Origin of the sequence: Diaphorobacter sp. HDW4A (genome assembly GCF_011305995.1) — a bacterium.
Classification (GTDB): domain Bacteria; phylum Pseudomonadota; class Gammaproteobacteria; order Burkholderiales; family Burkholderiaceae_C; genus Diaphorobacter_A.
This window is the reverse complement of the sequence record NZ_CP049910.1, coordinates 4,265,260-4,289,465: the sequence shown is the minus strand read 5'-3', so window position 1 is coordinate 4,289,465 and position 24,206 is coordinate 4,265,260. Positions and strand designations below refer to the sequence as shown.

Sequence of the window (24,206 nt, the reverse complement as noted above, 5' to 3'; positions counted from 1 at the left end):
CACATAATCCAGTAATGCAATGGCTCAAGATTCTGACACCGTTACTGCTCGGGGCTAGTCTGGCAAGTACGGTTGCGCCCGTTTCGGCACAAACCCGGGGCGACGATGTGCTGCTTGAAATGCAAAAAGCATTCAGGCAGAAAGACAAACAAAAGCTCTCCGCACTCCTGTCGGGCGCGCGGGGCCACGTGCTTGAACCTTGGGCTGCCTACTGGGAACTGAAGGCGCGGCTCGAAGAGGCGACGCAGGACGAGGTTGATGCTTTCTTGCAACGTTACGCGGGAAGCTATCAGGAAGACCGTCTGCGCAACGACTGGTTGCTGTTGCTCGGCCAGCGGCGTGACTGGGAGCGGTTCATGGATGTGCACGCCAAGTTCCGCATGCGTGACGACAAGGAGGTGCAGTGCTACGCCCTCAACGTCGATCAGATGGTGGGCAAGGCGACGGAAGAAGGTGCTGACCTGATTCTGCGCAACTGGTACAGCCAGCGCGAACTGGACGACGGCTGCGCCTATGCGGCGTCCGAGCTGTTCGGCAACAAGAAGATCAAGGCCATCGATGTCTGGCGCAAGGCGCGGCTCGCGGCCGAGGCCAACCGCCTGCGGGCGGTGGCGAAGGCCGTGCAGATCGTCGCTCCCGAGGCGGCGGGCGGTCTGCGCGAGGCCATCGATTCGCCCACCAAATACCTGACCGGCCGGGCCACGGCGCGCGGCAAGATGAAGCAGGAATTCATCGTGCTGGCGCTGATCCGCATGGCCATGAGCGATCCGGCGCAGGCTGCGAATATCCTTGACAACAAATGGGGCGTGCAGCTTTCGGCCGAGGAGCGCAATTGGCTCTGGGGGCTGATCGGCAAGCAGGCGGCCAATTCGCTGTCGCCCGATGCACTGGGCTATTTCAACAACGTGACGCGCGACGCCGACTTGAATGACGACATGCTGGGCTGGCGTGTGCGCGCCGCGATGCGCGCGGGGCAGTGGAAGGTCGTCTCGCGCAGCATCGACGCGATGAGCGCTGCGGGCCGCACCGATCCGACCTGGGTCTACTGGCGCGGACGGGCCTATCTATCGAATCGCCCGGGTGATGAGGACAAGGCGAACGCCAAGCGCTTGTTCGAGTCGATTGCGGGCACCAGCAACTTCTACGAGCAACTTGCTCGCGAAGAGTTGGGCCAGAAGGTGGCCATGCCACCGGCGCCCCAAGCGCTCACGGCCGAAGAAATCGCGGGTGCGCGTGCCAATCCGGGGCTCAATCGCGGGCTCTATGCCATCTTGCTCGGCCTGCGCAGCGAAGGCGTGCGCGAGTGGAACTACGCGACCAATCTGCACAACCCCGGCGGTATGAGTGACCGCGAACTGTTGGCGGCCGCCGATTTGGCGTGCAAGCAGGAGATCTGGGATCGTTGCGTCAACACCAGCGAGCGCACCAAGTCGTTCATCGACGCGACTCAGCGCTATCCGATGCCATTTCGCGGCTTGGTGGTGGATCACTCCAAGAGCATTGGCCTCGATCCGGCTTATGTCTACGGCTTGATTCGTCAGGAAAGCCGTTTCATCATGGACGCGCGCTCGCATGTGGGCGCATCGGGTCTGATGCAGGTGATGCCTGCGACCGCCAAATGGACGGCCCGCAAGATCGGCATGACCGACTTCACGCCCGACATGATCTACGACCGCGAGACCAACATCACCATCGGCACCGCGTATCTGAAGCTGGCGCTTGATGATTTCGACGGCTCGATGGCGCTGGCCGCTGCTGCCTACAACGCGGGGCCTGGCCGCCCGCGCAATTGGCGCAATGGTCCGGTGGTCGATACGGCGATCTGGGCAGAGAACGTACCCTTCGCCGAGACCCGCACTTATGTGAAGAACGTGCTGGCGAACACCAACAACTATGCGGCCATTCTTACGGGGCAGCCACAGTCGATCAAGTCGCGATTGGGAACGGTGGGCCCGCGCAATGCGGCTGAGCCCGAACCGAACAAAGACCTGCCGTAATGGCGTGCCCCCCTGAGTCGCTTCGCGCCTTCCCCCTCTCTGATGCTGCGCGTTGCGCAGCGGAGGGGGACACAGCCGTCGCTGCGGGGCGGCCCTTGCTCGGCTGTCACTCGCTTGGGACGCGCCAGTTTTGAGCGTTACTAACGATCAAGCCACGTCGTCTTTGGATGGCGTGGCTTTTTTTCCAGAGAACATCGCGCGCACCAGGTTTTCGCGGTGCTCCCAGCAGGTCCATAGCATGCCTGCGACGTGCAGGGCGACGAGGCCGAGCAGGATCCAGGCCAGATACTTGTGCAGCTCGGCCAGCCAGCCATAGCCCCAGAACATGTCGGTGGTGTAGAGCCAGCCCGTGAAGGTGAGCAGGCTCAGGCAGGCGAGCAGCGCTACCACCATCCAGCCACCCAGCGGGTTGTGGCCGATGTAGCGCGGGGCCTTGCCTTGGAGCGCAGAGCGCGCGTAGGCGAGAGTGGCCTGAGGCGTGCGCACGAACTGCGCGAAGCGTGCGTAGTGCGTTCCGGTGAAGCCCCAGAGCAGCCGTGCCACGAGGATGCCGATGACGACATAGCCCGTGCGCTCGTGCAGAGGTCCAAGGTCTTCGCGGCTCCACCAGGACAGCGCGATGCACACCACCAGACCCCAGTGCAGCAAGCGCACGGGCCAGTCCCAGACGCGCACCTTCACTGGTGCGGTCTGGCTTTCGGTAATCGGATTATTCTTCTTCAACGCGTTCGAAGGTCTTGGGGTCGAAGAACGCTTCGATGCGCTTGCCCTTGGGATCCTTGGCGTAGACCTCGTAGCAGGTGGCAGTCTTTTCCATGCGGCGGATGACCCAGCCTTCCTTCTCGAGCTTCTGCTGCAGCTCGGTGTGTGGGCGCCATTCGTTCTTGGGATATTCCTTGCAGGTCACGTTGCCGTGAGCGAAGGCGCTGCTCGCGCCCACGGTCAGGATGGCGGCGCACAAGAGGGTTTTGATGGTTTTCATGAGGTGCACTCCTTGAGGAAATCGAATCTTAAAACGTTCTGCGAACCCGTGGATGTCAGGGCTTGGCCCAGCGTCGCAACAGGTTGTGATAGACGCCGGTGAGCTGCACGAGTCGTTGATCGTCGGGCGCGAAAGAGGGTGCGATGTGCTGCACCGACTGGTCCAGATCGAACAGCAGCGTGCGCTCGGTCTCGTCGGCCACGAGGCTCTCGATCCAGAAGAATGAGGCCATGCGTGCGCCGCGCGTGACGGGCGTAACGCGGTGCAGGCTGCTTGACGGATAGAGCACCATGTCGCCCGCTTCGAGCTTCACGCATTGCACGCCGAACGGGCCCTCGATCTCGAGTTCGCCGCCGTCGTATTCGTCGGGCTCGGCGAGAAACAGCGTGGCCGACAGGTCGGTGCGCATCTGCTGGCTGCTGCCGGGCAGGAACATGAGCGCGCTGTCAACATGCGCGCCGTAGGTGCCGCCGTCGGCATAGCGGTTGAATTTGGGTGGATAGATGATGCGCGGCAGTGCGGCCGAGATGAACAGCGGCGTCTGCGAGAGCGTGCGCACGATCTGGTTGCCGAGCGCGATGCACAGCTCGCCATTGTCGTCGAGCTGCTGGTTGCGCTTGACGCTCTTGGCCAGCGTGCCTGCGGTGGCGGCGCCGTCATTCCAGTCGGCCTGATCGAGCTGCTGGCGGAAATGAAGGACCTGCTCTTTGGTCAGGACCTTGTCGATGGTGATCAACATGTTTGGAGTTCCCTGTTCCGTTTTGGAAATCGATAGATAACCGATAAGCACAAGCGGAAATGCCGGGCAGGGGCCCGGCATCGATGGTCACTGATTTGGGGCACACAAGACCTGAACAAATCCGCAGCGTCAGAGAATAATCATCAGGCGCTGCGGATGGGTTCGCTGGCCTGCCTTACAGGTCCAGGTTCAGCGTCAGGCGCACGGCGCGCGAGTCGCCCTTGTACAGGAACGCGCCCGAACGGTACACGGCAGTGTAGTAGTCCTTGTTGGTCAGGTTCAGCACGTTCAGGCGCACGTCGGCGTACTTGTTGATGCGATACGAAGCGAACGCGTCATACACGGTGAACGAAGGCACGGCTTGCGAGCACACGCCGGAGGCTGTGAAGCCGGCAGCGGTGTCGGGCTGGCCGCCGCAACGGTCGCTCTCGTGACGGGCGATGGCGCCGATCGAGAGGTCCTTGGTCAACTGGTACTTGCCTTGCAGAGCGAACGAACGGTCAGCAAAGTTGGACAGCGGACGGCCCACGTTGGCTTCGGTCGCTGAGCGCAGCACCTTGGACTTCATGATGGCCAGGCCGGCTTGTACTTGGAAGTCCTTGGTCACATTGCCAGCGAGACCGAATTCGACGCCGCGCACGCGGTTCTTGCCGGTGTTGAACGTGCCAGCCGTGTCGTAGTTCGCGCCTTCCATCACGTCGGTCTTGGTGGTCTGGAACACAGCGGCAGTCGCCAGCAGCTTGTCGTCCAGAATGTTCCACTTGGTGCCGAGTTCGAAGTTCTGCGAACGCTCTGGCTTGGCGCCAGCGGCGCTGCCGTTATAAATCACGAGGCCACCGTAGCCGCTGCTGGTGCCAGCATCGGGCTCGCCGCCGTTGATGTCCTGCGATGTGCCGTAGCCAGCGTAGACGATGCCTTGCGGGTTGATCTTGTAGCTCACACCCAAGTGGCCGTTGAACAGCGTGTCGCTGAAGCCGTAGTCACCGGTCTGCGCGCCAGTGGCGGCGTTGCGGGTCAGCATGGACAGCTTGTAGTGGTCGGCGCGCACGCCGCCGAATACGGTCAGCTTGTCGGTCAGGTCCACCGTGTCCATGAGCGACAGGGCGTAGGTGCGCACTTGCCAGTCACGGTTCCAGCCGTTGCGCGAGTAGCTGCGGCCGGCCATGGTGGTCGGGTCGCCCAGGCTCGCACCAGCGGCGTTGGTGAAGCACCAGCCGTTGTTGGCAGTGGCGGTTGCGCTGGTGCGGCAGTTGTAAGCGCCGGTGTTGCCGACGGTGTAGTTGCCGGACTTGACCATGTGGTCGGTGTACTCGAAGCCGGTGATGAACTCGTGCTTCATGCCCGCGATCTGGGTGTCCCAGCGCAGATTGGTCTGGTGCGCGAAGTAATGCACTTCCTGCCAGCCGGTGTGACCGCCGTCGATGCCAGCGGTTGCGTAGGTGGAACCATCGGCGTTGTAGGCCGTGCGGGCCGATGCGCCGGTGGTGGCGTAACCGTTGCTCGAGGTGCCGTAGCGCGTCAGGCTGTTGAGCTTGACGTCGGGCGTGAGGCGGTAGTTGACGCGTGCGGTCAGCGTGTCGACGTCCGACTTCAGGAAGTCGTTGGACTGGGCGTACACGGGCACGTTGCTCGCTGGGTAGCGGGCAGGAGCGGTGCCCACGAGGTAGCCGCCGAGGTCGGGCTGGTTGTCCTTGCCACGGAAGCCGTAGTAGTCGACGGTGACGTTCAGGTCAGGGTTGATTTCCCACAGGCCGGACAGTGCCAGACCCTTTCGCTTGCGCTCGGACGGGCCGCGATCCGGCACGTCTTCGGCGCCCACGAGCGCGTTCACGCGCAGCGCGAATTTGTCGTTGATGGCCTTGTTGGCGTCCATCGTCAGGCGGTAGTGGCTGTCTGTGCCGACCGAGCCCGACAGGCGGGTGAAGTCATAGTCCAGCGTGGCTTGCTTGGTGATCACGTTCACCGCGCCGCCAGCGGAACCACGACCTGCGAACGTGGAGTTCGGGCCCTTGGTGATTTCCACTTGTTCGGCCGCGAAGCTTTCGCGTGTTGTCATACCTGGGTCACGAAGACCGTCCACAAACACGTCGGAGCGGGCTTCTTGGCCGCGAATGATGTAGCGGTCGCCGAAGGCATTGCCGTTTTCGCCGGTGCCCAGAGTGATGCCGGGCTGTGCGGAAAGAATCTGCTTCAGATCGGTCACGCCGGAGTCGTCGATGGCGGACTTGGTGATCACCGAGATGGTCTGCGGCGTCTCGGCCAGCGGACGTGTGTGGCGCACGTCCGCGGAAGTCTTGGCCTTGTAGGGCGCGCCGACTTCAGCGTTCGGGTTGGGATCGATGGCCTGTTCCTTCACCGTCACGGTGGGCAGGGCTTCGGCGGCGGTGGCGGGAGCTGCAGTGGTTTGAGCGAAGGCGCTCAGCGGCAGCAGAACGACGGCTGCTGCAACGCTGTCGGCCAGACGCAGGCTGCGTGGCTTTTTAACGTGTGAACGTTTGGATTGCATGAAAAATACCCTCTGTTTAACTGGAGTGGATTATTGTTGAGAATCACTCTCGTTCTCGTGCCTGTTTCTCGGACCACTCGAATTTCTCCCTATTTCTGCCGGGAAATGGGGTGTTTTGTGGCGTGCTGGCAACAGATTGTTGCGCGTTGCTATGATTGTTTTGAATGCAGATGGAACTTTTTGCGAGTTCTATGTGCAAGCCGCAAAACCCTGTCGGGCGAGGGCGGGTAGCGCCCGAAATCAGGCGTTGAGTAGCAGTGCTTCTTGACGTGCCGCAGCGCCGCTGGCGACGAGGTCACGCACCAGTTCCGCGGCCCAGTCGTGCAGATCGAGCGCGGCGAAATGGCGTTCATGCAGCAGACGGAAATACGGTGTGTTCTCTAGCCAGCGCAGTGCGTCCGCCATGGGAATGCGTTGCCATTCCAGCAGCTTGTACTTGAGTAGCACCTTGGCAGCGTGGCGCGCGTGCTTGAGCGGATCAGCGACAAAGCCCGCGAGGCGGCGGCGCGAGATTTCCAGCGCCCGGGGTACATCGCCGAACACCGGGCCGTGGCCGGGGATCACTGTCTCTGGAGCGAGGTGCTCGATGAGGTCGAGTGTTGTGCCCACGTCGGCAAAGCCTTCCTCGCCCTCGAGCTCGGGGAACACCACTCCGAAGCCGTTCTCCCAGAGTGCGTCGCCCGAGATCATCACGCGAGACACTGGCTCGAACAGCACGACCGCATGTGCGTCATGGCCGGGTGCGGCATGGATCTGCCAGGGTCGGTCGCCCAGACGGATGTGTTCGCCGGGCGTGAGTACCGCATCGGCGCGGAATGGCGGGCAGTGCTGGCCCGTGGGTTCATAGGTCAGTGCAACCGGATCCCAGCGGCGGACCTGTTCGAGTTGGCCCGGCGGGATGCGAGTCTCCAGTCGCGGCCAACGTGCCTGCAAGGCGGCATTGCCACCACAGTGATCGCTGTGCAGATGGGTGTTTATCAGCAGGTCAAGTGGCCTTTCGCTCAGCGTGAAGGCGACCAGCTCGACGGTCTGCTCGGCATGGGTGAAGTAGCCGCTGTCTACCAGTGCCGTCCCTTGTTCGCCCTGAAACAGCACATTGTTTGCGGACAGCCAGCCGCGCTCCAGCACGGTGATGTCGGAGGGAAGGGCTGGCGTGGTGAGGGTCATGGGTTGGTGTTTCTTGGCTGGCGTTGTCTCTCGAAGCATTGTGCCTGTCCCGAGGGTACAAATCGGGACGCACCATGCACAATGCGTGCTGATTGCTTGTCCGAAGAAAGGGCTGAATTCATGGTCGCTTGGTGGCTGCGTGCCGTCAGTGTTTTCAATGTGATCTGCGTGGTCGCGTGGGTCGCTTGGGCGTGGCCGCGTTCGGCATGGCTTGCGATCGCTGGCATCGCGCTGTTCATGTTGGCAGGGCGACTGTGGCTGGGACTGCAGTTCTGGATCATGCAGACCTACAAGCGGCGCTTGGGCTTGTCGGTGGCGGCGCGCGGCGCGGTGCTCAAAGCATGGAACGCTGAGACGCAGGAGTCCGCACGTCAGTTCGCCTGGCAGATTCCATGGCGCGAATGGGCGGTGCCCGACCATCTTCCGGCCAATGCACAGGGCCGGCGCGGCGTGGTGCTGGTGCATGGCTGGCTATGTAATCGAGCGGTGTGGACGCAGACGATGCTGCAACTGCGCGCGCAGAACATTCCCTATGTCGCCGTGAGTCTGCCGATGCTGCTGCACCGCATCGCGACCGCGCGTCTCACCCTGGATGCTGCCGTGCGCCACCTGCATACAGCGACGGGCGTGGCACCGCTGCTGGTCGGGCACAGCATGGGTGGGCTGGTGCTGCGCGACTGGCTGCGCAGTCAGCCACCCGCCGGCGAGCTGGTGCCGCATGTGGTGATCACGATTGGCAGTCCGCACCACGGATCGCCGATGGCAATGTGCGCGATGGGGACCAACGTCAAGGAGATGCGCCCGGGGAGTCGCTGGCTTGCGCAGTTGCGCAGCGACGAGGCCGAGGGAGGAAGCGCGTTTTCTCGCGTGCGCTGGCATTGCGTCTATTCGGATTGCGACAACGTCGTGTTCCCGGAATCGACCTCGCAGCTCGCGAACGCTGAAACGCATCTGCTCGCTGGATACGCCCATGTGCAGATGCTGGTTGCGCCGCAGCTCTGGGCGCTGATCGAGTCGCAGCTTCCAGCGCCCGTCAGGCGCTGACCAGTGGTTCGCTGTTGGCCGAAAATTCGGGCAGCAGACGCAGTTCTTCGTAGAGGTGGGTGAAATCGGGCTCCGTCAGCGCAAACAGCTGCTCGAAGCTGTCGATCACAAAATACGTCTGCTGGTAGGTGTCGATCTTGTAACGAGTGCGCATGGTGCGCGCCAGCTCCAGCGGCAGCCGCCGAGGCTCAGGGCTTTGCACGCTGTACTGCAGTTCGCCGCTTGAACTCAGAATGCCGGCGCCATAGGCCCGCAGGCCATCGGGCTCGCGGATCAGGCCGAATTCGATGGTGTACCAGTACAGGCGCGAGAGCATCTCGCCCGCTCCCAGATCTTCGGCCTTCAAGCCGCCCTGGCCGTAGCGCTGGATGTAGTCGGCAATCACCGGGTTGAAGAGTAGCGGCACATGGCCGAAGAGGTCGTGGAACACGTCGGGCTCGACGATGTATTCGAACTCCTCGGGCTTGCGGATCCAGTCGGTCACCGGGAACTGGCGATTGGCGAGCAGCGAGAAGAACGCTCGCTCGGGAATCAGCCCCGGCACGGCGACGATCTCCCAGCGCGTGGCGCGCCAGAGCTGCTCGTTGATGTCGTCAAAGCGCGGAATGCGCTCTTTGGCGCCGAGCCTGGGCAGCACATCGATGAAAGCCTGGCTCGCCAGACCCGGCAGCAGCGCGGACTGGCGTTCATAGAGCCGGTGGTAGGTGTCGTGATCGGCCACCGTGTAGGCGTCGAAGTTCTGCACGCAGGTGAAGTCCTCGTGCGCGCGGCTGTAGTCTCCACGCGGCGGACGGCTCGATTGGCCGTAGACGACAGGGGCTTGTCCCATGATGTGCTCCTTTTCATCGCAGCCAATCCGGGCCTGTCAGCCCCTCGTGTGGCTGCTGTTTACTCGATGCGGATCTTGGCCGCCTTGATCAGAAAGCCGAACTTGCTGTTCTCCGACTCCACAAACTCCTGAAAACTCGAGAGACGAACGTCCTCGGGCGAAATGCCCATCTTCTTCAAGCCTGCCGCGCCGTGGCTGCCTTTCATGGCCGACTGGAAGGCATCGGCGTAGCGGCGCGCATCGTTGTCGGGCAGCGATGCGGGCGCGAACAGGCCGAACCAGGTCACCACGTTGAAGCCGGGCACCTCGTCATTGATGCTGGGCACTTTGGGCAGCGAGTCGTCGCGACCGAGCGAGGTCACGCCCAGCGCCTTCAGGTGACCGGTCTGGATGCGTGGCAGCGAGGAGGCGAGGTTGTCGAACACCAGTCCGACTTCCTTGGATTCGAGCGCCTTGAGTGCCGGGTTCGAGCCTTGGAACGGCACATGCGCCATGCGGGTGTTGGTCAGCGACTTGAACATCTCCGCCGCGATGTGACCGATGCTGCCGTTGCCGCCCGAGCCGTACTTGAGCTTGTCCGGATTCGCCTTGAGGTACTTCACCAGATCCGTCGTGGACTGGATGTTGAGTTCCTGCGCAAGTTCGGCGTTCATCACCAGCACATTGGGCGTGCGGGCGACCAGCACCAGAGGCTTGAAGTCCTTGAGCGGGTCGTAAGGGAAGTTCTTGTACAGCCACGGATTCACCGCGTGCGTGGCCACGGCACCCATCAGCACCATATTGGACGACTTCGGTGCCTTGGCGACCAACTCCGCACCTGTTCCTCCACCCTTGCCGGGCTTGTTCTCGACCTTGATGGTGCCCAGCGGGCCGCTCGCCTCCTGCGCGATGAGGCGCGCGGAAGTGTCAAGCGGGCCGCCCGCCGGATAGGGGACGACCAGCGTCATGGGCGCCGAGGCATTCTGGGCCGTGGCGGCCAAGGGGACGCAGGCGAGCAAGACACTGAGCAGAAAAGAAGCGCGGAGCACGGCGGGTCCTCTGAAAAGTAAATATTGGCCCAGTATATTTACAATTTATTGCGATGCAGCATTGTTAACCGGAGATCGTGCAATCGCAAACTGCGATGGTCACAGAACTCCGCGACGCATCTGGTCAAGCTCAATGCTTTCGAACAGCGCCTTGAAGTTGCCGTTGCCGAAGCCATCGTCGCCCTTGCGCTGGATGAATTCGAAGAAGATCGGACCGAGCTGGTTCTCGCTGAAGATCTGCAGCAGAACAGCGTCCTTCTTGCCGTCAATGAGGATCTTGCGTTTTTGCAGCTCCTCCACGCTCTCTCCGTGGCCGGGAATGCGCTTGTTGACCAGCTCGTAGTAAGTGTCGATGGTGTCCAGCAGGCGCACACCGTTGCTACGCAGTTTGTCGACCGTCTGGTACAGATCGTCCGATCCCATGGCGATGTGCTGGATACCTTCGCCCTTGTACATGTCCAGATATTCCTGAATCTGGCCCGGCTTTTCCTTGCCTTCTTCATTGATCGGAATGCGGATCTTGCCGCAGGGGCTGGTCATGGCCTTGCTCTTGACGCCGGTGACCTGGCCCTCGATGTCGAAGTACTTGACCTCGCGGAAGTTGAACAGGCGCTCGTAGAAATCCGCCCACTCCACCATGCGGCCTCGGTGCACGTTGTGCGTGAGGTGATCCACATAGGTCAGCCCTGCGCCCTTGGGGTGCAGCATCTCCTCGGTACTGATGCCAGGCAGTGGCACGAAATCCACATCGAAAAAGCCGATGTTGCCGATGTCGCCGGGACGCGCACCGTTCTTGCCGCGCCAGCGGTCCACGAAATAGATCAGGCTGTCGCCCACGCCCTTGATCGCAGGAATGTTCAGTTGGCCGGGCTCTGACGTGCCCGCATAGCCCCAGGCGCCGAGGTTGAGCGCGCGCTCGTAGGCGGCCTTGGCGTCGTGCACGCGGAAGGCGATGGCGCAGACGCTGGGGCCGTGCAGGCGCGCAAAGCGCTGGGCGAAGCTGTCGGGCTCGGCGTTGATGATGAAGTTGATCTCGCCCTGACGGTAGAGCAGCACATTCTTGTGGCGATGGCGCGCCACCGGCTTGAAGCCCATGGCCTCGAAGGCCTTGCCCATGGCGGTTGGATCGGGGGCGGCGTATTCGATGAATTCGAAACCGTCCGTGCCCATGGGATTCTCCCAGGCGGAATCGCCAGTGGTTGCTGTGTTGTCGATTGTCTTGTCGGCGATGGGAGCGTTCATGGCGTGTCTCCGTGCGGGAAGTTCGTGGTGTTGGGTCAATTCAGCGAAGGCCTTTCGAGCCGTGCACTGTCGCGAAAGGCGTGTACTCGCGCAGTGTTGAATGTAATTGGCGAAGCATTGATTTTTTCGCCTATTTCATCTAGAAATTCGACATCTATTGCACTATTAATGTGAATTTGTCAAATGGTGTGCAATATTATTGCGCTAGGGAAGTCTCGGGTTAACTTGCGCTTTCTTGTGGCTGAAAATCGCTTCCCATGAGTACTTCTTCAGTCACTGGTGAAACCACCGTCGCATCGCTGGACAAGCTGGATCGCGCCATCCTGCGCAGCCTGCAGGCCAATGGCCGCGAGACCTACGATGTGATTGGCGAGCGGGTCGGTCTGTCGCCGAGTGCCGTGCTGCGCCGGGCCAAGCGTCTGGAGGATGCTGGCATCATCGAACGCTATGTCGCGCTGGTCAAACCCGAGGCCGTGGGACTGGGGCTGACAGCCTACATCAATGTGCGGCTCGAGAAGAACACTGAGAGCCACAAGCGCAATCCCATGGACCTGTTCCGTGCGAGCGTGCAGAGCTGGCCCGAGGTGGTGGAGTGCTCGGCGCTCACTGGCGAGATGGACTATCTGCTGCGCGTGGTCGTGGCCGACATGGCGCACTACAGCCGCTTCATCATGGACACGCTGCTCAAGCATCCGAGCGTGCAGGACTGCAAGACCAGCTTCGTGCTTGATCGTGTCAAGGCAACCACGGCAGTTCCTGTTTGATACGCTCTTAAATTGAGAGCGAAAAATGGCATGTTGGTTGGATTCAAAGCCAGGCAACTGACAACAAACGCCAACATCCCCAGTTTTTATATTGCAATGCAATATTCGAGATGCGCATTCCTAGGGAAAACCCTAGAATGGCGACATCATGCTATTGACGAAAGACTGGCTACTCGCTTCCTGGGACATGGGTCGACGCATCTGGGGTGCAAGCTCCAATGACGCTCAAACGACGCCGACACAACGAGGTGCTTCAAAAATGGTTTCTGCTTCAGTGCCTATCCGTTCGCTGGCTGCCCAGCATCGCGAGCGCATTGCCGCCCATCTGCTGAGCCTCGGCCCGGAAGACCGTTACCTGCGCTTTGGCTATCCAGCCAGCGACGCGCAGGTGCGCCGCTACGTCGATCACATCGATTTCGAGCGCGATGAGGTCATCGGTATCTTCAACCGCCGCCTCGAGCTCATCGCCATGGCCCATGTGGCCTATGCGGCGCATGAAGAATTCAAGAGCTGCGCGGAATTCGGCGTGTCCGTGCTGTCCAAGGCGCGTGGCCGTGGCTACGGCGCGCAGCTATTCGACCGCGCCGTGATGCTGGCGCGCAGCCGCGACGTGAAGATGATGTTCATCCACGCGCTCTCCGAAAACACCGCGATGCTCAAGATCGCCCGCAACGCCGGCGCCACCGTGCACCGTGACGGCTCCGAGTCCGAGGCCTACCTTGAGCTGCCGCCCGCAAGCTTCGATACGCATGTGAGCAAGCTGGTGGCTGTGCAGTTCGGCGAGATGGACTACCAGTTCAAGAAGCAGGCCAAGCAGTTCTGGAGCATGCTCGGTGGCCTGCAGGAAATCCGCAAAGGCGTGCGCGAAGGTCGCCACCAAGCTGCTGAGTAATGCTGAGTAGGCGGCTGAATAAAGCTGCTGAAAAGGCCAGAGTGCGCGGGCCGTTGCTGCCCGCCGCTGCCAACCCTGCTGGCAGGCGAATTTGAACAATCCGCTATCCTAGAGGACTGTTTCACTACCGCACGTCCTGCATACAAGACCGTGTCAGACCCCCATCCCGCGCGAGGTTCCGAAAGGGAAGACAAGCGCAGCCTTCTGCAACGCGTCATCGAATTCATCAACCCGGGCCCCAATTCCACCGAGGAACTGGTGGCGGCCATGGCCGAGGCCGAGGATGACGACGTCATCAACGCCGACACCCGGGTGCTGCTGGAGCGCGTGCTGCGCATGGCCGAGATGACGGCCAGCGACGTGATGGTGCCTGCCACGCGCATGGACCTGCTGAACATCGACGAGCCCATTGACGAGCTGATCCTGCAGGTGATCCGCACCGCGCACTCGCGCTTTCCGGTTTATCAGGGCGAGCGCGACAACATCATCGGCGTGCTGCTCGCCAAGGACCTGCTCAAGCTCTCGCGCTCTCCCAGCCTCAACATCCGCACCATGGTTCGCCCGGCGCTGTTCGTGCCTGAAAGCAAGAGCCTGAACGACCTCTCCACCGAATTCCGCAGCTCGCGCAGCCACATGGCCATCGTGATCGACGAGTTCGGCCGCATTGCGGGGCTGGTGACCTTTGAGGACGTGATCGAGGAAATCGTCGGCGAGATCGAGGACGAGTTCGATGTGCCCGAGGAAGAGGGCGACATCTTCGGCCTGGCCGACCAGACCTACCGCGTGAGCGGCGACACCCCGGTCGAGCGCGTAGCGGAGACGTTCAACGTCGAGCTCAGAAGCAGCGATCCCGATGAGTCCTTCGATACCATCGGTGGCCTGATCACCCACGAACTTGGCCGCGTGCCGCGCAAGGGCGAGCATTTCGACCTCGGTGGCCTGCGCTTTGTCGTGCTGCACGGCAAGGGCGGGGCGGTGCGCTGGTTCAAAGTTTCGCCCGCACCGGCGGATGCGGACACAGACGATTCCTGAAGACAAGGGTGACGATGCAGCAGTCTGGCGTTGTGCAAGTTGATCCCGCCGCCCACAACGCGGGTGGCGCATGGTGGCTCTGGCCACTGGTTTTGTTGGCTGGCGTGGCGCAGGCGCTGTCGCTCGCCTGGCCTTGGAGGGGGCAACCGCTGTGGTGGCTGCAGATCGCGGCGCTGGCGGCTTTCGTCCATGCGATTCTCCGGAGCGCTACACCGCGCCGCGCGGGGTTCATGGCTTGGCTGTTTGCCACGGCCTGGCTTTGCGGCACGTTCTGGTGGCTCTACATCTCCATGCACACTTACGGTGGCCTCGCCGCGCCGCTGGCCGTCGCCGCAGTGCTGGGGCTGGCCGCATTTGTGGGCGGGTACTACGCGATAGCTGTCTGGTGGTTTCGCAAGCGTCAGTCGGACAACCGCCTGCACGCAGCGTTCTTCTTCGCTGCGCTGTGGCTGCTCGCGGAACTCGCTCGCGGGCAATGGTGGACGGGCTTTCCGTGGGGCGCCATCGGTTACGCACATGTCGAGGGGCCGCTCGCGGCGCTTGCGCGCTATGTGGGCGTGTATGGCATGTGCTTTGCCGCCGCCTTCATCGCGGCTGCGATTGCCATGATGCGTTCCGAGGACGCCGGCAACCAAAAATGGTGGGTCGGCGTGGCGGGTGTGCTCATGGTGTTCGGCGGTCTGGCCTCGCAGCGTCAGACCGAGCTCAAGAAGGCGGATGCCAGCCATCTCTCCCAACCAATGACGCTGGCCCTGATGCAAGGACAGATTCCGCAGGATGAAAAATTCCTGCCCGGCAGCGGCATTCCTATGGCGCTGGACTGGTACGCAGGACGCCTGCGCGAGGCCACGGCCCAATTGGTGGTGGCGCCCGAGACGGCCATTCCGCTGTTGCCCAAGCAGTTGCCGACGGGTTACCTCGAGGCCATCACCGAGCGCTATGTGAAGCCGAATGGCGAGCAGGCGCTGCTTGTGGGCATTCCGCTCGGTAATTTCACCGAGGGATATACCAATTCGGTCTACGGCTATGCGCCGGGCATGCAAAAACCGTATCAATATGACAAGCACCATCTGGTGCCGTTCGGCGAGTTCATTCCGCCGTTCTTCCGCTGGTTCACCGAGATGATGAACATTCCGCTTGGCGACTTCAATCGCGGCCACATCGGGCAGGATTCGTTCGACTGGAAGGGCGAGCGCATCGCTCCGAACATTTGTTACGAAGATTTGTTCGGTGAGGAACTGGGTGCGCGCTTCGTCGATGCGGCCCGTGCGCCGACCTTCATGGTGAACCTCAGCAACATCGGTTGGTTCGGCGATTCCGTGGCGATTGACCAGCATCTGGCGATCAGCCGCCTGCGCACGCTGGAGTTCGAGCGCCCGATGGTGCGTGCAACCAACACCGGTGCCACTGCTGTGATCGACCATCGCGGACAGGTCACGCATCGCCTTGAAAATGACAAGCGCGGCGTGCTGCTGGCGGAGGTTCGGGGAGTGTCCGGGCCGGTCACGCCATTTGCGTGGTGGGTGGGCCGATTCGGGCTCTGGCCGCTCTGGGGGCTGGGGCTGGTCGTCGCCGTTCTGCTTGGAATCCGGGGAAATCGTCACCGAGTGGGTGTTGTGCATTGACGATAATCAGCGAACTATCTGGGTTTTGTATGATTTTCTTGGCCCCTTGTTGCTGTTGGACTACTGCAAGCCTTGATAATGATGCCCTTTTGCAAGAATGTTTATGGCCGGAATCAACTCCGGCTATCCCACGAAGATGGCGCTTGGCCGTCTGGAGAATGACTGACAATGGCTGATTCCTTTTCCTATGAGCAACTGATCGCCTCCGGTGAGGGCCGGTTGTTCACGCCGGACAGCGGGCGCCTGCCCCTGCCTCCCATGCTGATGTTTGACCGCATCACCCACATCGACAGCGATGGCGGTGCGCATGGTCTGGGAAAAATCGTTGCCGAGCTCGACGTCAAGCCTGATCTGTGGTTTTTTGACTGCCATTTCCAGGGCGATCCGGTGATGCCGGGCTGCCTCGGCCTCGACGCCATGTGGCAACTGATCGGTTTCTACCTGACCTGGCTGCAACTACCGGGCCGTGGCCGTGCCCTTGGCGCAGGTGAAGTCAAGTTCACCGGCGAGGTCGGACCCGATGTGAAGCTGGTCACTTACGAAATTGACATCAAGCGTGTCATCAAACGCAAGCTCAATATGGCCATCGGCGACGCGCGTTTGCTCGCCGACGGCAAGGAAATCTACGTGGCCAATGACCTGCGTGTAGGTTTGTTCATGCGCGAAGGCAACGGCCAAGGGGCTGCAGCATGAAAAAGCGCGTGGTGATCACGGGCGCGGGCATTGTCTCGTGCATCGGCAACGACCTTGGAACGGTGGAGGCTTCGCTGCGCGCGAGCCGTCCCGGCATCAAGGCTATGCCCGAGTTTGTCGAGCTGGGCCTGCGCAGTCAGGTGGCGGGCATTCCCGAGATCAATCTGGAAGAGCGCATCGACCGCAAGCAACTGCGTTTCATGGGGGATGCTGCAGCCTATGCGCACATCGCGCTGACGGATGCGATTGCTCAGGCGGGACTCACGCCAGATCAGGTTTCGAATCCGCGCACCGGCCTGATCATGGGCTCGGGCGGCGGTTCGCCAGCCAACCAGATCGAAGCGGCCGACACGCTGCGCAGCAAGGGCATTCGCCGCGTGGGACCGTATCAGGTCACACGCTGCATGAGCTCCACGGTGTCCGCCTGCCTGTCAACGAATTTCGCGATCAAGGGCATCAACTATTCGATCACCTCAGCCTGCAGCACCTCGGCGCATTGCATCGGCGCGGCTGCCCAGCAGATCGCTTGGGGCATGCAGGATGTGATGTTCGCAGGCGGCGGTGAAGAGCTGTCTTGGGGCATGGCGCTGCTGTTCGACGGCATGGGCGCGATGTCTGCCAAGTACAACGCGACGCCCGAAAAGGCTTCTCGCGCTTACGACGCAAATCGTGACGGTTTCGTGATCGCGGGCGGCGGCGGCGCGGTGGTGCTCGAAAGCCTGGAGCATGCTCTGGCGCGCGGCGCGAACATGCTCGGCGAAGTGGTCGGCTTCGGCGCGACCAGCGACGGCGAAGATATGGTTGCCCCTTCCGGTGACGGCGCGATCGCTTGCATGCGCCAGGCCATCGAAGGCCTGGAAGGCCCCATCGATTACATCAACACGCACGGCACATCGACCCCCGTGGGCGACGTGCCCGAGCTGCGCGCGATCCGCGAAGTGTTCGGCTCGGACATTCCCGCGTTCTCGTCGACCAAGTCGCTGACCGGCCACTCGCTGGGCGCGACCGGCGTGCAGGAAGCGATCTACTGCCTGATCATGATGAACAAGGGCTTCATCGCCGGTTCGGCCAACGTGGAAACGCTCGAGCCCGCCGCCGAAGGCATGCCGCTCGTGACCGTGACGCGCGACGCCCCGGTGCGTCAGGCGCTGTCCAACAGCTTCGGCTTTGGCGGCACCAACGCGTCGCTGGTGTTGCGCCGCTGGGACGGTAAGTAACACTGTCACTATCGAGATTCTCGGGGGCTGCGGCCCCCGTTTTGTTTGTGCAAACTAAAATGTTCGGTTCACGCGCGAAAAGCGCGTTCATCGAACAAGACAGAACCAGTCATGCTGACCTTCCAACAAATCATCCTCAAGCTGCAGTCGTATTGGGCCGACCAGGGCTGCGCACTCCTGCAGCCCTATGACATGGAAGTGGGCGCGGGCACCTCGCACACCGCCACCTTCCTGCGCGCGCTGGGCCCGGAACCGTGGAAGGCAGCCTATGTGCAGCCCAGCCGCCGCCCCAAGGACGGCCGCTACGGCGAGAACCCGAACCGTGGTCAGCACTACTACCAGTACCAAGTCGTTCTGAAGCCAGCACCGGACAACATTCTGGAGCTGTACCTTGGCTCGCTCGAGGCGCTGGGTTTTGATCTGAAGAAGAACGACATCCGCTTCGTCGAAGACGACTGGGAAAATCCGACGCTGGGCGCCTGGGGTCTCGGCTGGGAAGTCTGGCTCAACGGCATGGAAGTGACGCAGTTCACTTATTTCCAGCAGGTCGGCGGCATCGACTGCAAACCCGCGACCGGCGAGATCACCTATGGTCTCGAACGCCTCGCGATGTATCTGCAGGGCGTCGAGAACATGTACGACTTGGTCTGGACCGTTGATGGCAGCGGCCGCAAGCTGTCCTACGGCGACGTGTTCCACCAGAATGAGGTCGAACAGTCGGCCTACAACTTTGAGCATTCCGATGCCGAGTTCCTGTTCACCGCTTTCGGTGCCTACGAAAAGCAGGCCCAGCATCTGATTGAGCAAAAACTCGCGCTTCCGGCCTATGAGCAAGTGCTCAAAGCCGCTCACACCTTCAATCTGCTGGACGCACGCGGTGCCATCTCGGTGACCGAGCGCGCTGCCTACATCGGCCGCATCCGCAACTTGGCGCGTGCCGTGGCCAAGGCCTATCTGGACAGCCGCGCGCGCCTCGGATTCCCGATGGCGCCCAAGGAATGGGCTGACGAAGTGCTGGCGGATCTCGCCAAGGCCGAGCAACAACAGAACAACAAGAAGGCCGCCTGAGGCGCAGAAGCGAAAGAACCATCGATCATGACCACTCCGAATCTTCTTGTTGAACTGTTCGTGGAAGAGCTGCCGCCAAAGGTGCTGCAAAAGCTTGGCGACGCCTTTGCGGGCGTGATGTACGAGCAGCTCAAGGCACAGGGCCTGACGTCTTCTGACTCGCGCTTGACGGCCTACGCGTCGCCGCGCCGTCTGGCGGCCCACATCACCGAAGTGCTACCCCAGGCCGCCGACAAGGCCGTCTCGCAAAAGCTCATGCCGGTGACCGTGGGCCTCACGGCCGACGGCAAGGCGACCCCTGCGCTGCTGAAAAAGCTCAATGCGCTGGGTGCCGACGAATCCGCCGTCGCCGCGCTGGATCGCCAGAACGATGGCAAGGCCGACATTCTTTTCTACAACAGCACCGCCAAGGGCGCGCAGCTCACCGAAGGCGTGCAGAAGGCGCTCGACGAAGCCATCGCGAAGCTGCCGATTCCCAAGGTCATGCGCTACCAGTTGCAGGACGGCTGGAGCAGCGTGAACTTCGTGCGCCCGGCGCACGGCCTCGTCGCGCTGCACGGCACCGAGGTGCTGTTGTCGGTGAACGCGCTGGGACTCACGGCGGGCAACTCCACCCATGGCCATCGCTTTGAGGCGAGCGTCGACCCGGTGGTGTTCGCCAGTGCGGACGACTACGCCAAGCAATTGCGCGAGCAGGGCGCGGTGATCGCCAGTTTTACCGAGCGCCGTGACGAGATCGCCCGCCAGCTGAAGGCCGCGGCCGAGCGCGTGGGCGGTGGCGTCAAGGCCATTGAAGACGAGGCTTTGCTCGACGAAGTGACTGCGCTGGTCGAGCGCCCGAGCGTGCTGGTCTGCCAGTTCGAGAAGGAATTCCTCGACGTGCCGCAGGAATGCCTGATCCTCACGATGAAGGCCAACCAGAAGTACTTCCCGCTGCTCTCGGCCGAAGGCAAGCTGACCAACCAGTTTCTGGTGGTGAGCAACATCAGCCCTGCCGATGCGAGCGCCGTGACCGGCGGCAACGAGCGTGTGGTGCGCCCGCGTCTGGCCGATGCGAAGTTCTTCTTCGATCAGGACCGCAAGAAGACGTTGGCAAGCCGCGTCGATCTGCTCTCCAAGGTGGTCTATCACAACAAGCTCGGCACGCAGGGCGAGCGCACACAGCGTGTGCGCGATATCGCCAAAGCCATCGCCACGCAGATGTTCACCGCCATCGTCGCGGAGAACCCCGCACTGCTTTCCGTCGAGGGCGAACTCGCGCGCGACTATCTGATGGACTGCGTGGACAACGCCGCGCTGCTCGCCAAGACCGATCTGGTGACCGACATGGTCGGCGAATTCCCCGAGCTGCAGGGCATCATGGGCGGCTACTACGCCGCCAATGACGGCCTCGCCGTGGAAGTGGCCCACGCCATCGAGGACCACTACAAGCCGCGCTTTGCGGGCGACGAGCTGCCGCGTGAAAACGTGGGCGTGATCGTGGCGCTGGCTGACAAGCTGGAAACGCTGGTCGGTATGTTCGGCATCGGCAATCTGCCAACCGGCGACCGTGATCCGTTCGCGCTGCGCCGCCACGCTTTAGGCGTGGTTCGCATGTTGATCGAAAAGGAATTGCCGCTTGATCTGCCAAGCGTCGTCAAGGCCGCGTCCGAGAGCTTCGGCGCGCTGCTGCCCGATGCTGGCAAGAGCAACGCACAACTGCTCGAATTCATCCACGAGCGCCTTGCGGGCTACCTGCGCGAGCAGGGCTACAGCGCGCAGGAAGCCGATGCGGTGATTGCTGCCAACGTGCTATGGGGCGAGATCCCCAAGGCGCTGCAGGCCGTGCGCGCGTTCGCCGAACTGCCTGAAGCGCCCGCGCTAGCGGCCGCCAACAAGCGTATCGGCAACATTCTCAAGAAGGCTGGTGAGGTGGACGCGCACGTCAATCCCGCCATGCTCAAGGAAGCTGCGGAGCAGGCGCTCTACGCCGCCATGCAGCTGACCGTGCCGGTGGCCGATGAGAAGTTTGCCAATGGCGACTACACCGGCAGCCTGCAGACGCTGGCCGCGCTGCGTGCGCCCGTCGATCAATTCTTCGACGACGTGATGGTCAATGCGGAAGAAGAGGATGTGCGCTTGAATCGTCAGGGCCTGCTCAAGTCGCTGCACGTGGCGATGAACCGCGTTGCCGACCTGTCTCGTCTGGCTTGAGCGGACACTGCTAACGCCAATGCGAACGTGGCCCGAAGATGTGTGGACAATGTAGAGCGGGATTTCGCCCGAATGCTTTCATAATCCAGTCATGAAAATCGCCATCTTCGACCGCGACGGCACGCTCAACGTTCTGGGCAACGAGTACATCGCCACTCCTGACGAATGGATTCCGATTCCTGGCGCATTGGAAGCCGTGGCGCGGCTTTCGCGTGCGGGCTGGCATGTGGTGATCGCCACCAACCAGCCGGGACTCGGGCGCGGTGTGATCGACGTGCATGCACTCAACGCCATTCATTCGCGCATGCTCAAACAGGTAGCGGCGCTTGGTGGCCGTATTGATGCGGTATTTTTCTGCCCGCATTCGGACGCTGAACACTGCAGCTGCCGTAAACCTGCGCCTGGTCTGATGGAGCAAATTCGGGATCGCTACGGCGTGGAGCGCAGCGAGATGGTGGCGGTGGGTAGCGCGCTGTCACACCTGCAGGCGGCGGCGGCCATCGGTGTTCCGCAACTGCATTTGGTTTGCACGGGCGCTGCTGCCGAGATGGATGTTCCTACGGGCGTGTTACCAGCCCCCTGGCCGGAGGGAACGCATGTGCACACAGATCTGACTGCTTTTGCAGACTTCATCACTGCGGCTCGGGCCGCCAAGGCAACCGCGCATTGATGGCTGGGCGGACATAAATTCAAGAAACTGACTGATTCACTCAACACTATGGCTTTCATCCGTTCCGTTCTTCATCTGCTGTGGATGAGTGTCACCGTGATTCCTTATTCGCTGGCGATGCTGGTGGTGCGCTTGTTTGGCGGTTCGCAGGATACGGTCTACCGCATCGCGCGTGCCTGGCTTGCACTGTCGGTGCACAGCGCGTGTCCGCTGATGGGCATCAGCTACCGCGTCACCGGCATGGAGAACCTGCCGACCGATCCCAAGCAGGGCGTGGTGCTGCTGTGCAAGCACCAGTCCACTTACGAGACCTTTCTGATGCCGGCCATCATGCCGCGCCAGCTCGCCTACGTGTTCAAGAAGGAACTGCTCAAGATCCCGTTCTTTGGCTGGGCCATCGGCAGTCTTGACATGGTGCACATCGACCGCAGCCAAGGCAGCCGCGCCTTCGCCAAGGTGCTGCAGCAAGGCCGTAAGCTGCTGTCGCAGGGCACCTGGGTGATCATGTTCCCCGAGGGCACGCGCATCCCGCGCGGCGAGGTCGGGCAGTACAAGAGTGGCGGTGCGCGTCTGGCCGTGAGCGCCGGTGTGCCGGTGGTGCCAATTGCGGTGACCTCGGCCCGCGTCTGGCCCAAGACGCCGTTCACCAAGCGCCCCGGCATCGTTGACGTGTCGGTGGGCCCGCAGATTTCCTCCGAAGGGATGAATCAGGACGATCTGATGCAAGCCGCGCAGGACTGGATCGAAGCGGAAATGCGACGCCTCGATCCCGACGCTTATCGTCCCGGAAAGTAATCGACAAATGGGGCAGGGCTTGATTCAGATGGCTCTTGAGCTGTTTGGCATCGCAGGCGATGCCGACAAGCCGGTGCCCGAACCTGCAACAGCCCCCCGCAAACCGGCAGCACCTAGCTCCACGCAAGATGGCCGCAGCCGACGCCTGAAGCCGGCATCAGATGATTCTCAGGACCTGTGGGGCGAGCGCTCTGCTGAACCAGCGCCCGCAACTCCTCCATTGACACAAACAGACCCGGCCCCCGAGCCGCTCTCGCGCGTGCTGCAGCCCGCATCCTTTCGCCACCCCAACGCCAATCGAGAGCTGCTGCTCGGCAACGCGCGCGTGGCCTATGCGCTCACGCGCGTACGCCGTCGCAGCATTGGCTTTGTGGTCGATGCCGACGGCCTGTCTGTGCGTGCGCCGGCATGGGTGACCTTGTCGGCCATCGACGATGCGCTCAAGGAAAAATCGGACTGGATTCTGCGCAAGCTCGGCGATGCACAACTGCGCCAGCAAAAGCGCGCGGATGCACGCATCGAGTGGCGAAACGGCGGCATGTTTCCTTTGTTCGGTGAACCGCTCAAAATCGTTCTCGACGCCGAGCATCGCTTCAAGGAGCGGGGTGGGGCCCTGATCGACGCACTGCACGCAGGCGCGCCGCGCGAACTGCACATCGCGCTGCCGACCACAGCCGAGCCCGCCAAGATCCGCGACGCGGTGCATGCCTGGTTGCTCAGGCAGGCTCGCGCGCATTTCATCGAGCGACTCAACTATTTCGCGCCGCAGCTCGGTGTGCGCTGGACGCGTCTGCGCCTTTCGAGCGCGCAAACCCGTTGGGGCAGCGCGCGCTCGGACGGCTCCATCTGCCTGAACTGGCGGCTGCTGCATTTCAGGCATTCGGTGATCGACTATGTGGTCGTACACGAGCTCTCGCATCTGCGCGTCATGGACCACTCACCGCGCTTTTGGGGCACCGTCGCCACGGTGATGCCAGACTACAAGGCGCTGCGCCGCAGCCTCAAGGACGAAGCGACCCCCTCCTGGGAGTGATGCTGATTCCTTCCGGGCGCGGCGACGCTTCTGACAGAATGATCACCATGAATACGACGCCCAACTCTTCCGTCCCTGACACAGTCCAGCCCGCCGATGGCTATGCGGGCGATGTCAGTTCGCAACTCGCCTGGCAATGGGTGCAGGAGGGCAAGGCCGTTTTGATTGATGTGCGCACCGATGCCGAGCGCGAATGGGTGGGCTACGTGCCTGGTGCGGTCGCGGTGGCGTGGAAGCAGTGGCCGGGCATGGCGATGAATGCGGCGTTCGATGAGCAGTTGCGGGCTGCGGTGCCTTCTGGTTTGAAGGCGGTGCTGCTGTGTCGCAGTGGGGTGCGGTCTGTGGCTGCGGCCAAGCGGGCTGCGGAGTTGGGGGTTGAGGCTTACAACATCCTTGAGGGGTTTGAGGGGGATGTGGATGGGAATGGGCAGCGGAATCGGCTGGGGGGGTGGCGTTTTCGCGGGTTGCCTTGGAGGCAGTGACGTTTTTTCTTCTGCTCTTTGGTTGAGTTCGGAGGCCGGGTCTCGCCCCGGCGGGCGAGTAACTTTTTGCTTGCGCGCAAAAAGTCACCAAAAACGCGCTTTGAATGCGGGGTCACGCGGCAGAACTCACTGCGCGACTGCGTCGCTTCGTTCGGGCAACCGCCGCGAGCTAGAGGCTAACGAAGAGGAGTTTGCGGCACGTCGCTGC

The 24,206-nt window shown here is 62.1% G+C and carries 22 protein-coding genes; 14 read left to right on the top strand and 8 right to left on the bottom strand.

Going from position 1 to position 24,206, the window contains the following annotated elements:
• The first annotated feature begins 14 nt into the window (after positions 1–14).
• The gene (locus G7047_RS19695; RefSeq protein WP_166309263.1) at positions 15–1,997 is read left to right on the top strand and encodes a lytic transglycosylase domain-containing protein; all 1,983 of its coding nucleotides are present in this window, start codon (positions 15–17) and stop codon (positions 1,995–1,997) included.
• A gap of 147 nt (positions 1,998–2,144) precedes the next feature.
• Here G7047_RS19695 and G7047_RS19690 read toward each other — a convergent pair whose 3' ends face one another.
• The 5 genes from G7047_RS19690 to G7047_RS19670 form a co-directional block, all read right to left on the bottom strand.
• A complete protein-coding gene (locus G7047_RS19690; RefSeq protein ID WP_240939196.1) occupies positions 2,145–2,720 on the bottom strand; it encodes a cytochrome b/b6 domain-containing protein in 576 nt (191 codons plus the stop codon).
• Positions 2,707–2,979, bottom strand: a complete 273-nt coding sequence (locus G7047_RS19685) for a PepSY domain-containing protein (RefSeq protein ID WP_166309260.1) — start codon at positions 2,977–2,979, stop codon at positions 2,707–2,709. The genes G7047_RS19690 and G7047_RS19685 overlap by 14 nt, the downstream gene beginning before the upstream one ends.
• A gap of 55 nt (positions 2,980–3,034) precedes the next feature.
• On the bottom strand, positions 3,035–3,718 hold the full coding sequence (locus G7047_RS19680; RefSeq protein WP_166309257.1) for a Fe2+-dependent dioxygenase: 684 nt from the start codon (positions 3,716–3,718) through the stop codon (positions 3,035–3,037).
• 175 nt (positions 3,719–3,893) lie between these two features.
• Positions 3,894–6,224 (bottom strand): TonB-dependent siderophore receptor, encoded by a 2,331-nt coding sequence (locus G7047_RS19675; RefSeq protein ID WP_166309254.1) that lies wholly within the window; start codon positions 6,222–6,224, stop codon positions 3,894–3,896.
• Between the two features lie 240 nt (positions 6,225–6,464).
• A complete protein-coding gene (locus tag G7047_RS19670) occupies positions 6,465–7,391 on the bottom strand; it encodes an MBL fold metallo-hydrolase (RefSeq protein WP_166309251.1) in 927 nt (308 codons plus the stop codon).
• Positions 7,392–7,511: 120 nt separating this feature from the next.
• On the opposite strand from G7047_RS19670, the gene G7047_RS19665 reads away from it, so the two are divergent.
• Complete coding sequence (locus tag G7047_RS19665) at positions 7,512–8,435, top strand: triacylglycerol lipase (RefSeq protein ID WP_166309248.1); 924 nt, start codon at positions 7,512–7,514, stop codon at positions 8,433–8,435.
• On the opposite strand, the gene phhA is transcribed toward G7047_RS19665, so the two are convergent.
• The 3 genes from phhA to hppD form a co-directional block, all read right to left on the bottom strand.
• On the bottom strand, positions 8,425–9,264 hold the full coding sequence (gene phhA / locus G7047_RS19660) for a phenylalanine 4-monooxygenase (RefSeq protein WP_166309245.1): 840 nt from the start codon (positions 9,262–9,264) through the stop codon (positions 8,425–8,427). The two genes, G7047_RS19665 and phhA, sit on opposite strands and share 11 nt — an antisense overlap.
• Before the next feature lie 59 nt (positions 9,265–9,323).
• Positions 9,324–10,211 (bottom strand): tripartite tricarboxylate transporter substrate binding protein, encoded by an 888-nt coding sequence (locus tag G7047_RS19655; protein WP_166309242.1) that lies wholly within the window; start codon positions 10,209–10,211, stop codon positions 9,324–9,326.
• 180 nt (positions 10,212–10,391) lie between these two features.
• Entirely contained in the window at positions 10,392–11,534 is a 1,143-nt protein-coding gene (hppD, locus tag G7047_RS19650) for a 4-hydroxyphenylpyruvate dioxygenase (protein WP_166309239.1), read from the bottom strand.
• Positions 11,535–11,791: 257 nt separating this feature from the next.
• Here hppD and G7047_RS19645 point away from each other — a divergent pair, with 257 nt between their 5' ends.
• From G7047_RS19645 to G7047_RS19590, 12 genes are all read left to right on the top strand, one after another.
• Positions 11,792–12,298 carry an Lrp/AsnC family transcriptional regulator gene (locus G7047_RS19645; RefSeq protein WP_166309236.1) on the top strand — a complete coding sequence of 169 codons (507 nt, stop codon included), beginning with the start codon at positions 11,792–11,794 and terminating at the stop codon, positions 12,296–12,298.
• A 148-nt stretch (positions 12,299–12,446) separates the two neighbouring features.
• The gene (locus G7047_RS19640; RefSeq protein ID WP_166309233.1) at positions 12,447–13,190 is read left to right on the top strand and encodes a GNAT family N-acetyltransferase; all 744 of its coding nucleotides are present in this window, start codon (positions 12,447–12,449) and stop codon (positions 13,188–13,190) included.
• A gap of 150 nt (positions 13,191–13,340) precedes the next feature.
• Positions 13,341–14,222: an HlyC/CorC family transporter gene (locus G7047_RS19635; RefSeq protein ID WP_166309230.1), complete on the top strand. Its 882-nt coding sequence runs from the start codon at positions 13,341–13,343 to the stop codon at positions 14,220–14,222.
• A 32-nt stretch (positions 14,223–14,254) separates the two neighbouring features.
• Positions 14,255–15,847 (top strand): apolipoprotein N-acyltransferase, encoded by a 1,593-nt coding sequence (gene lnt, locus G7047_RS19630; RefSeq protein ID WP_240939195.1) that lies wholly within the window; start codon positions 14,255–14,257, stop codon positions 15,845–15,847.
• A gap of 168 nt (positions 15,848–16,015) precedes the next feature.
• Positions 16,016–16,540 carry a bifunctional 3-hydroxydecanoyl-ACP dehydratase/trans-2-decenoyl-ACP isomerase gene (gene fabA, locus G7047_RS19625; protein ID WP_166309227.1) on the top strand — a complete coding sequence of 175 codons (525 nt, stop codon included), beginning with the start codon at positions 16,016–16,018 and terminating at the stop codon, positions 16,538–16,540.
• Positions 16,537–17,757 carry a beta-ketoacyl-ACP synthase I gene (fabB, locus tag G7047_RS19620; RefSeq protein ID WP_166309224.1) on the top strand — a complete coding sequence of 407 codons (1,221 nt, stop codon included), beginning with the start codon at positions 16,537–16,539 and terminating at the stop codon, positions 17,755–17,757. Before fabA ends, fabB begins: the two co-directional genes overlap by 4 nt.
• Positions 17,758–17,868: 111 nt before the next feature.
• Positions 17,869–18,825, top strand: coding sequence for a glycine--tRNA ligase subunit alpha (glyQ, locus tag G7047_RS19615; protein WP_166309221.1), 957 nt, complete (start codon positions 17,869–17,871; stop codon positions 18,823–18,825).
• Between the two features lie 27 nt (positions 18,826–18,852).
• The gene (gene glyS, locus G7047_RS19610) at positions 18,853–21,018 is read left to right on the top strand and encodes a glycine--tRNA ligase subunit beta (protein ID WP_166309218.1); all 2,166 of its coding nucleotides are present in this window, start codon (positions 18,853–18,855) and stop codon (positions 21,016–21,018) included.
• A 91-nt stretch (positions 21,019–21,109) separates the two neighbouring features.
• Entirely contained in the window at positions 21,110–21,688 is a 579-nt protein-coding gene (gene gmhB, locus G7047_RS19605; protein ID WP_166309215.1) for a D-glycero-beta-D-manno-heptose 1,7-bisphosphate 7-phosphatase, read from the top strand.
• A 48-nt stretch (positions 21,689–21,736) separates the two neighbouring features.
• Positions 21,737–22,483: a 1-acyl-sn-glycerol-3-phosphate acyltransferase gene (locus G7047_RS19600; protein WP_166309212.1), complete on the top strand. Its 747-nt coding sequence runs from the start codon at positions 21,737–21,739 to the stop codon at positions 22,481–22,483.
• A gap of 28 nt (positions 22,484–22,511) precedes the next feature.
• Positions 22,512–23,516 (top strand): M48 family metallopeptidase, encoded by a 1,005-nt coding sequence (locus tag G7047_RS19595; RefSeq protein WP_240939194.1) that lies wholly within the window; start codon positions 22,512–22,514, stop codon positions 23,514–23,516.
• A 47-nt stretch (positions 23,517–23,563) separates the two neighbouring features.
• Positions 23,564–23,998: a rhodanese-like domain-containing protein gene (locus G7047_RS19590; protein WP_166309206.1), complete on the top strand. Its 435-nt coding sequence runs from the start codon at positions 23,564–23,566 to the stop codon at positions 23,996–23,998.
• Positions 23,999–24,206: the final 208 nt, after the last annotated feature.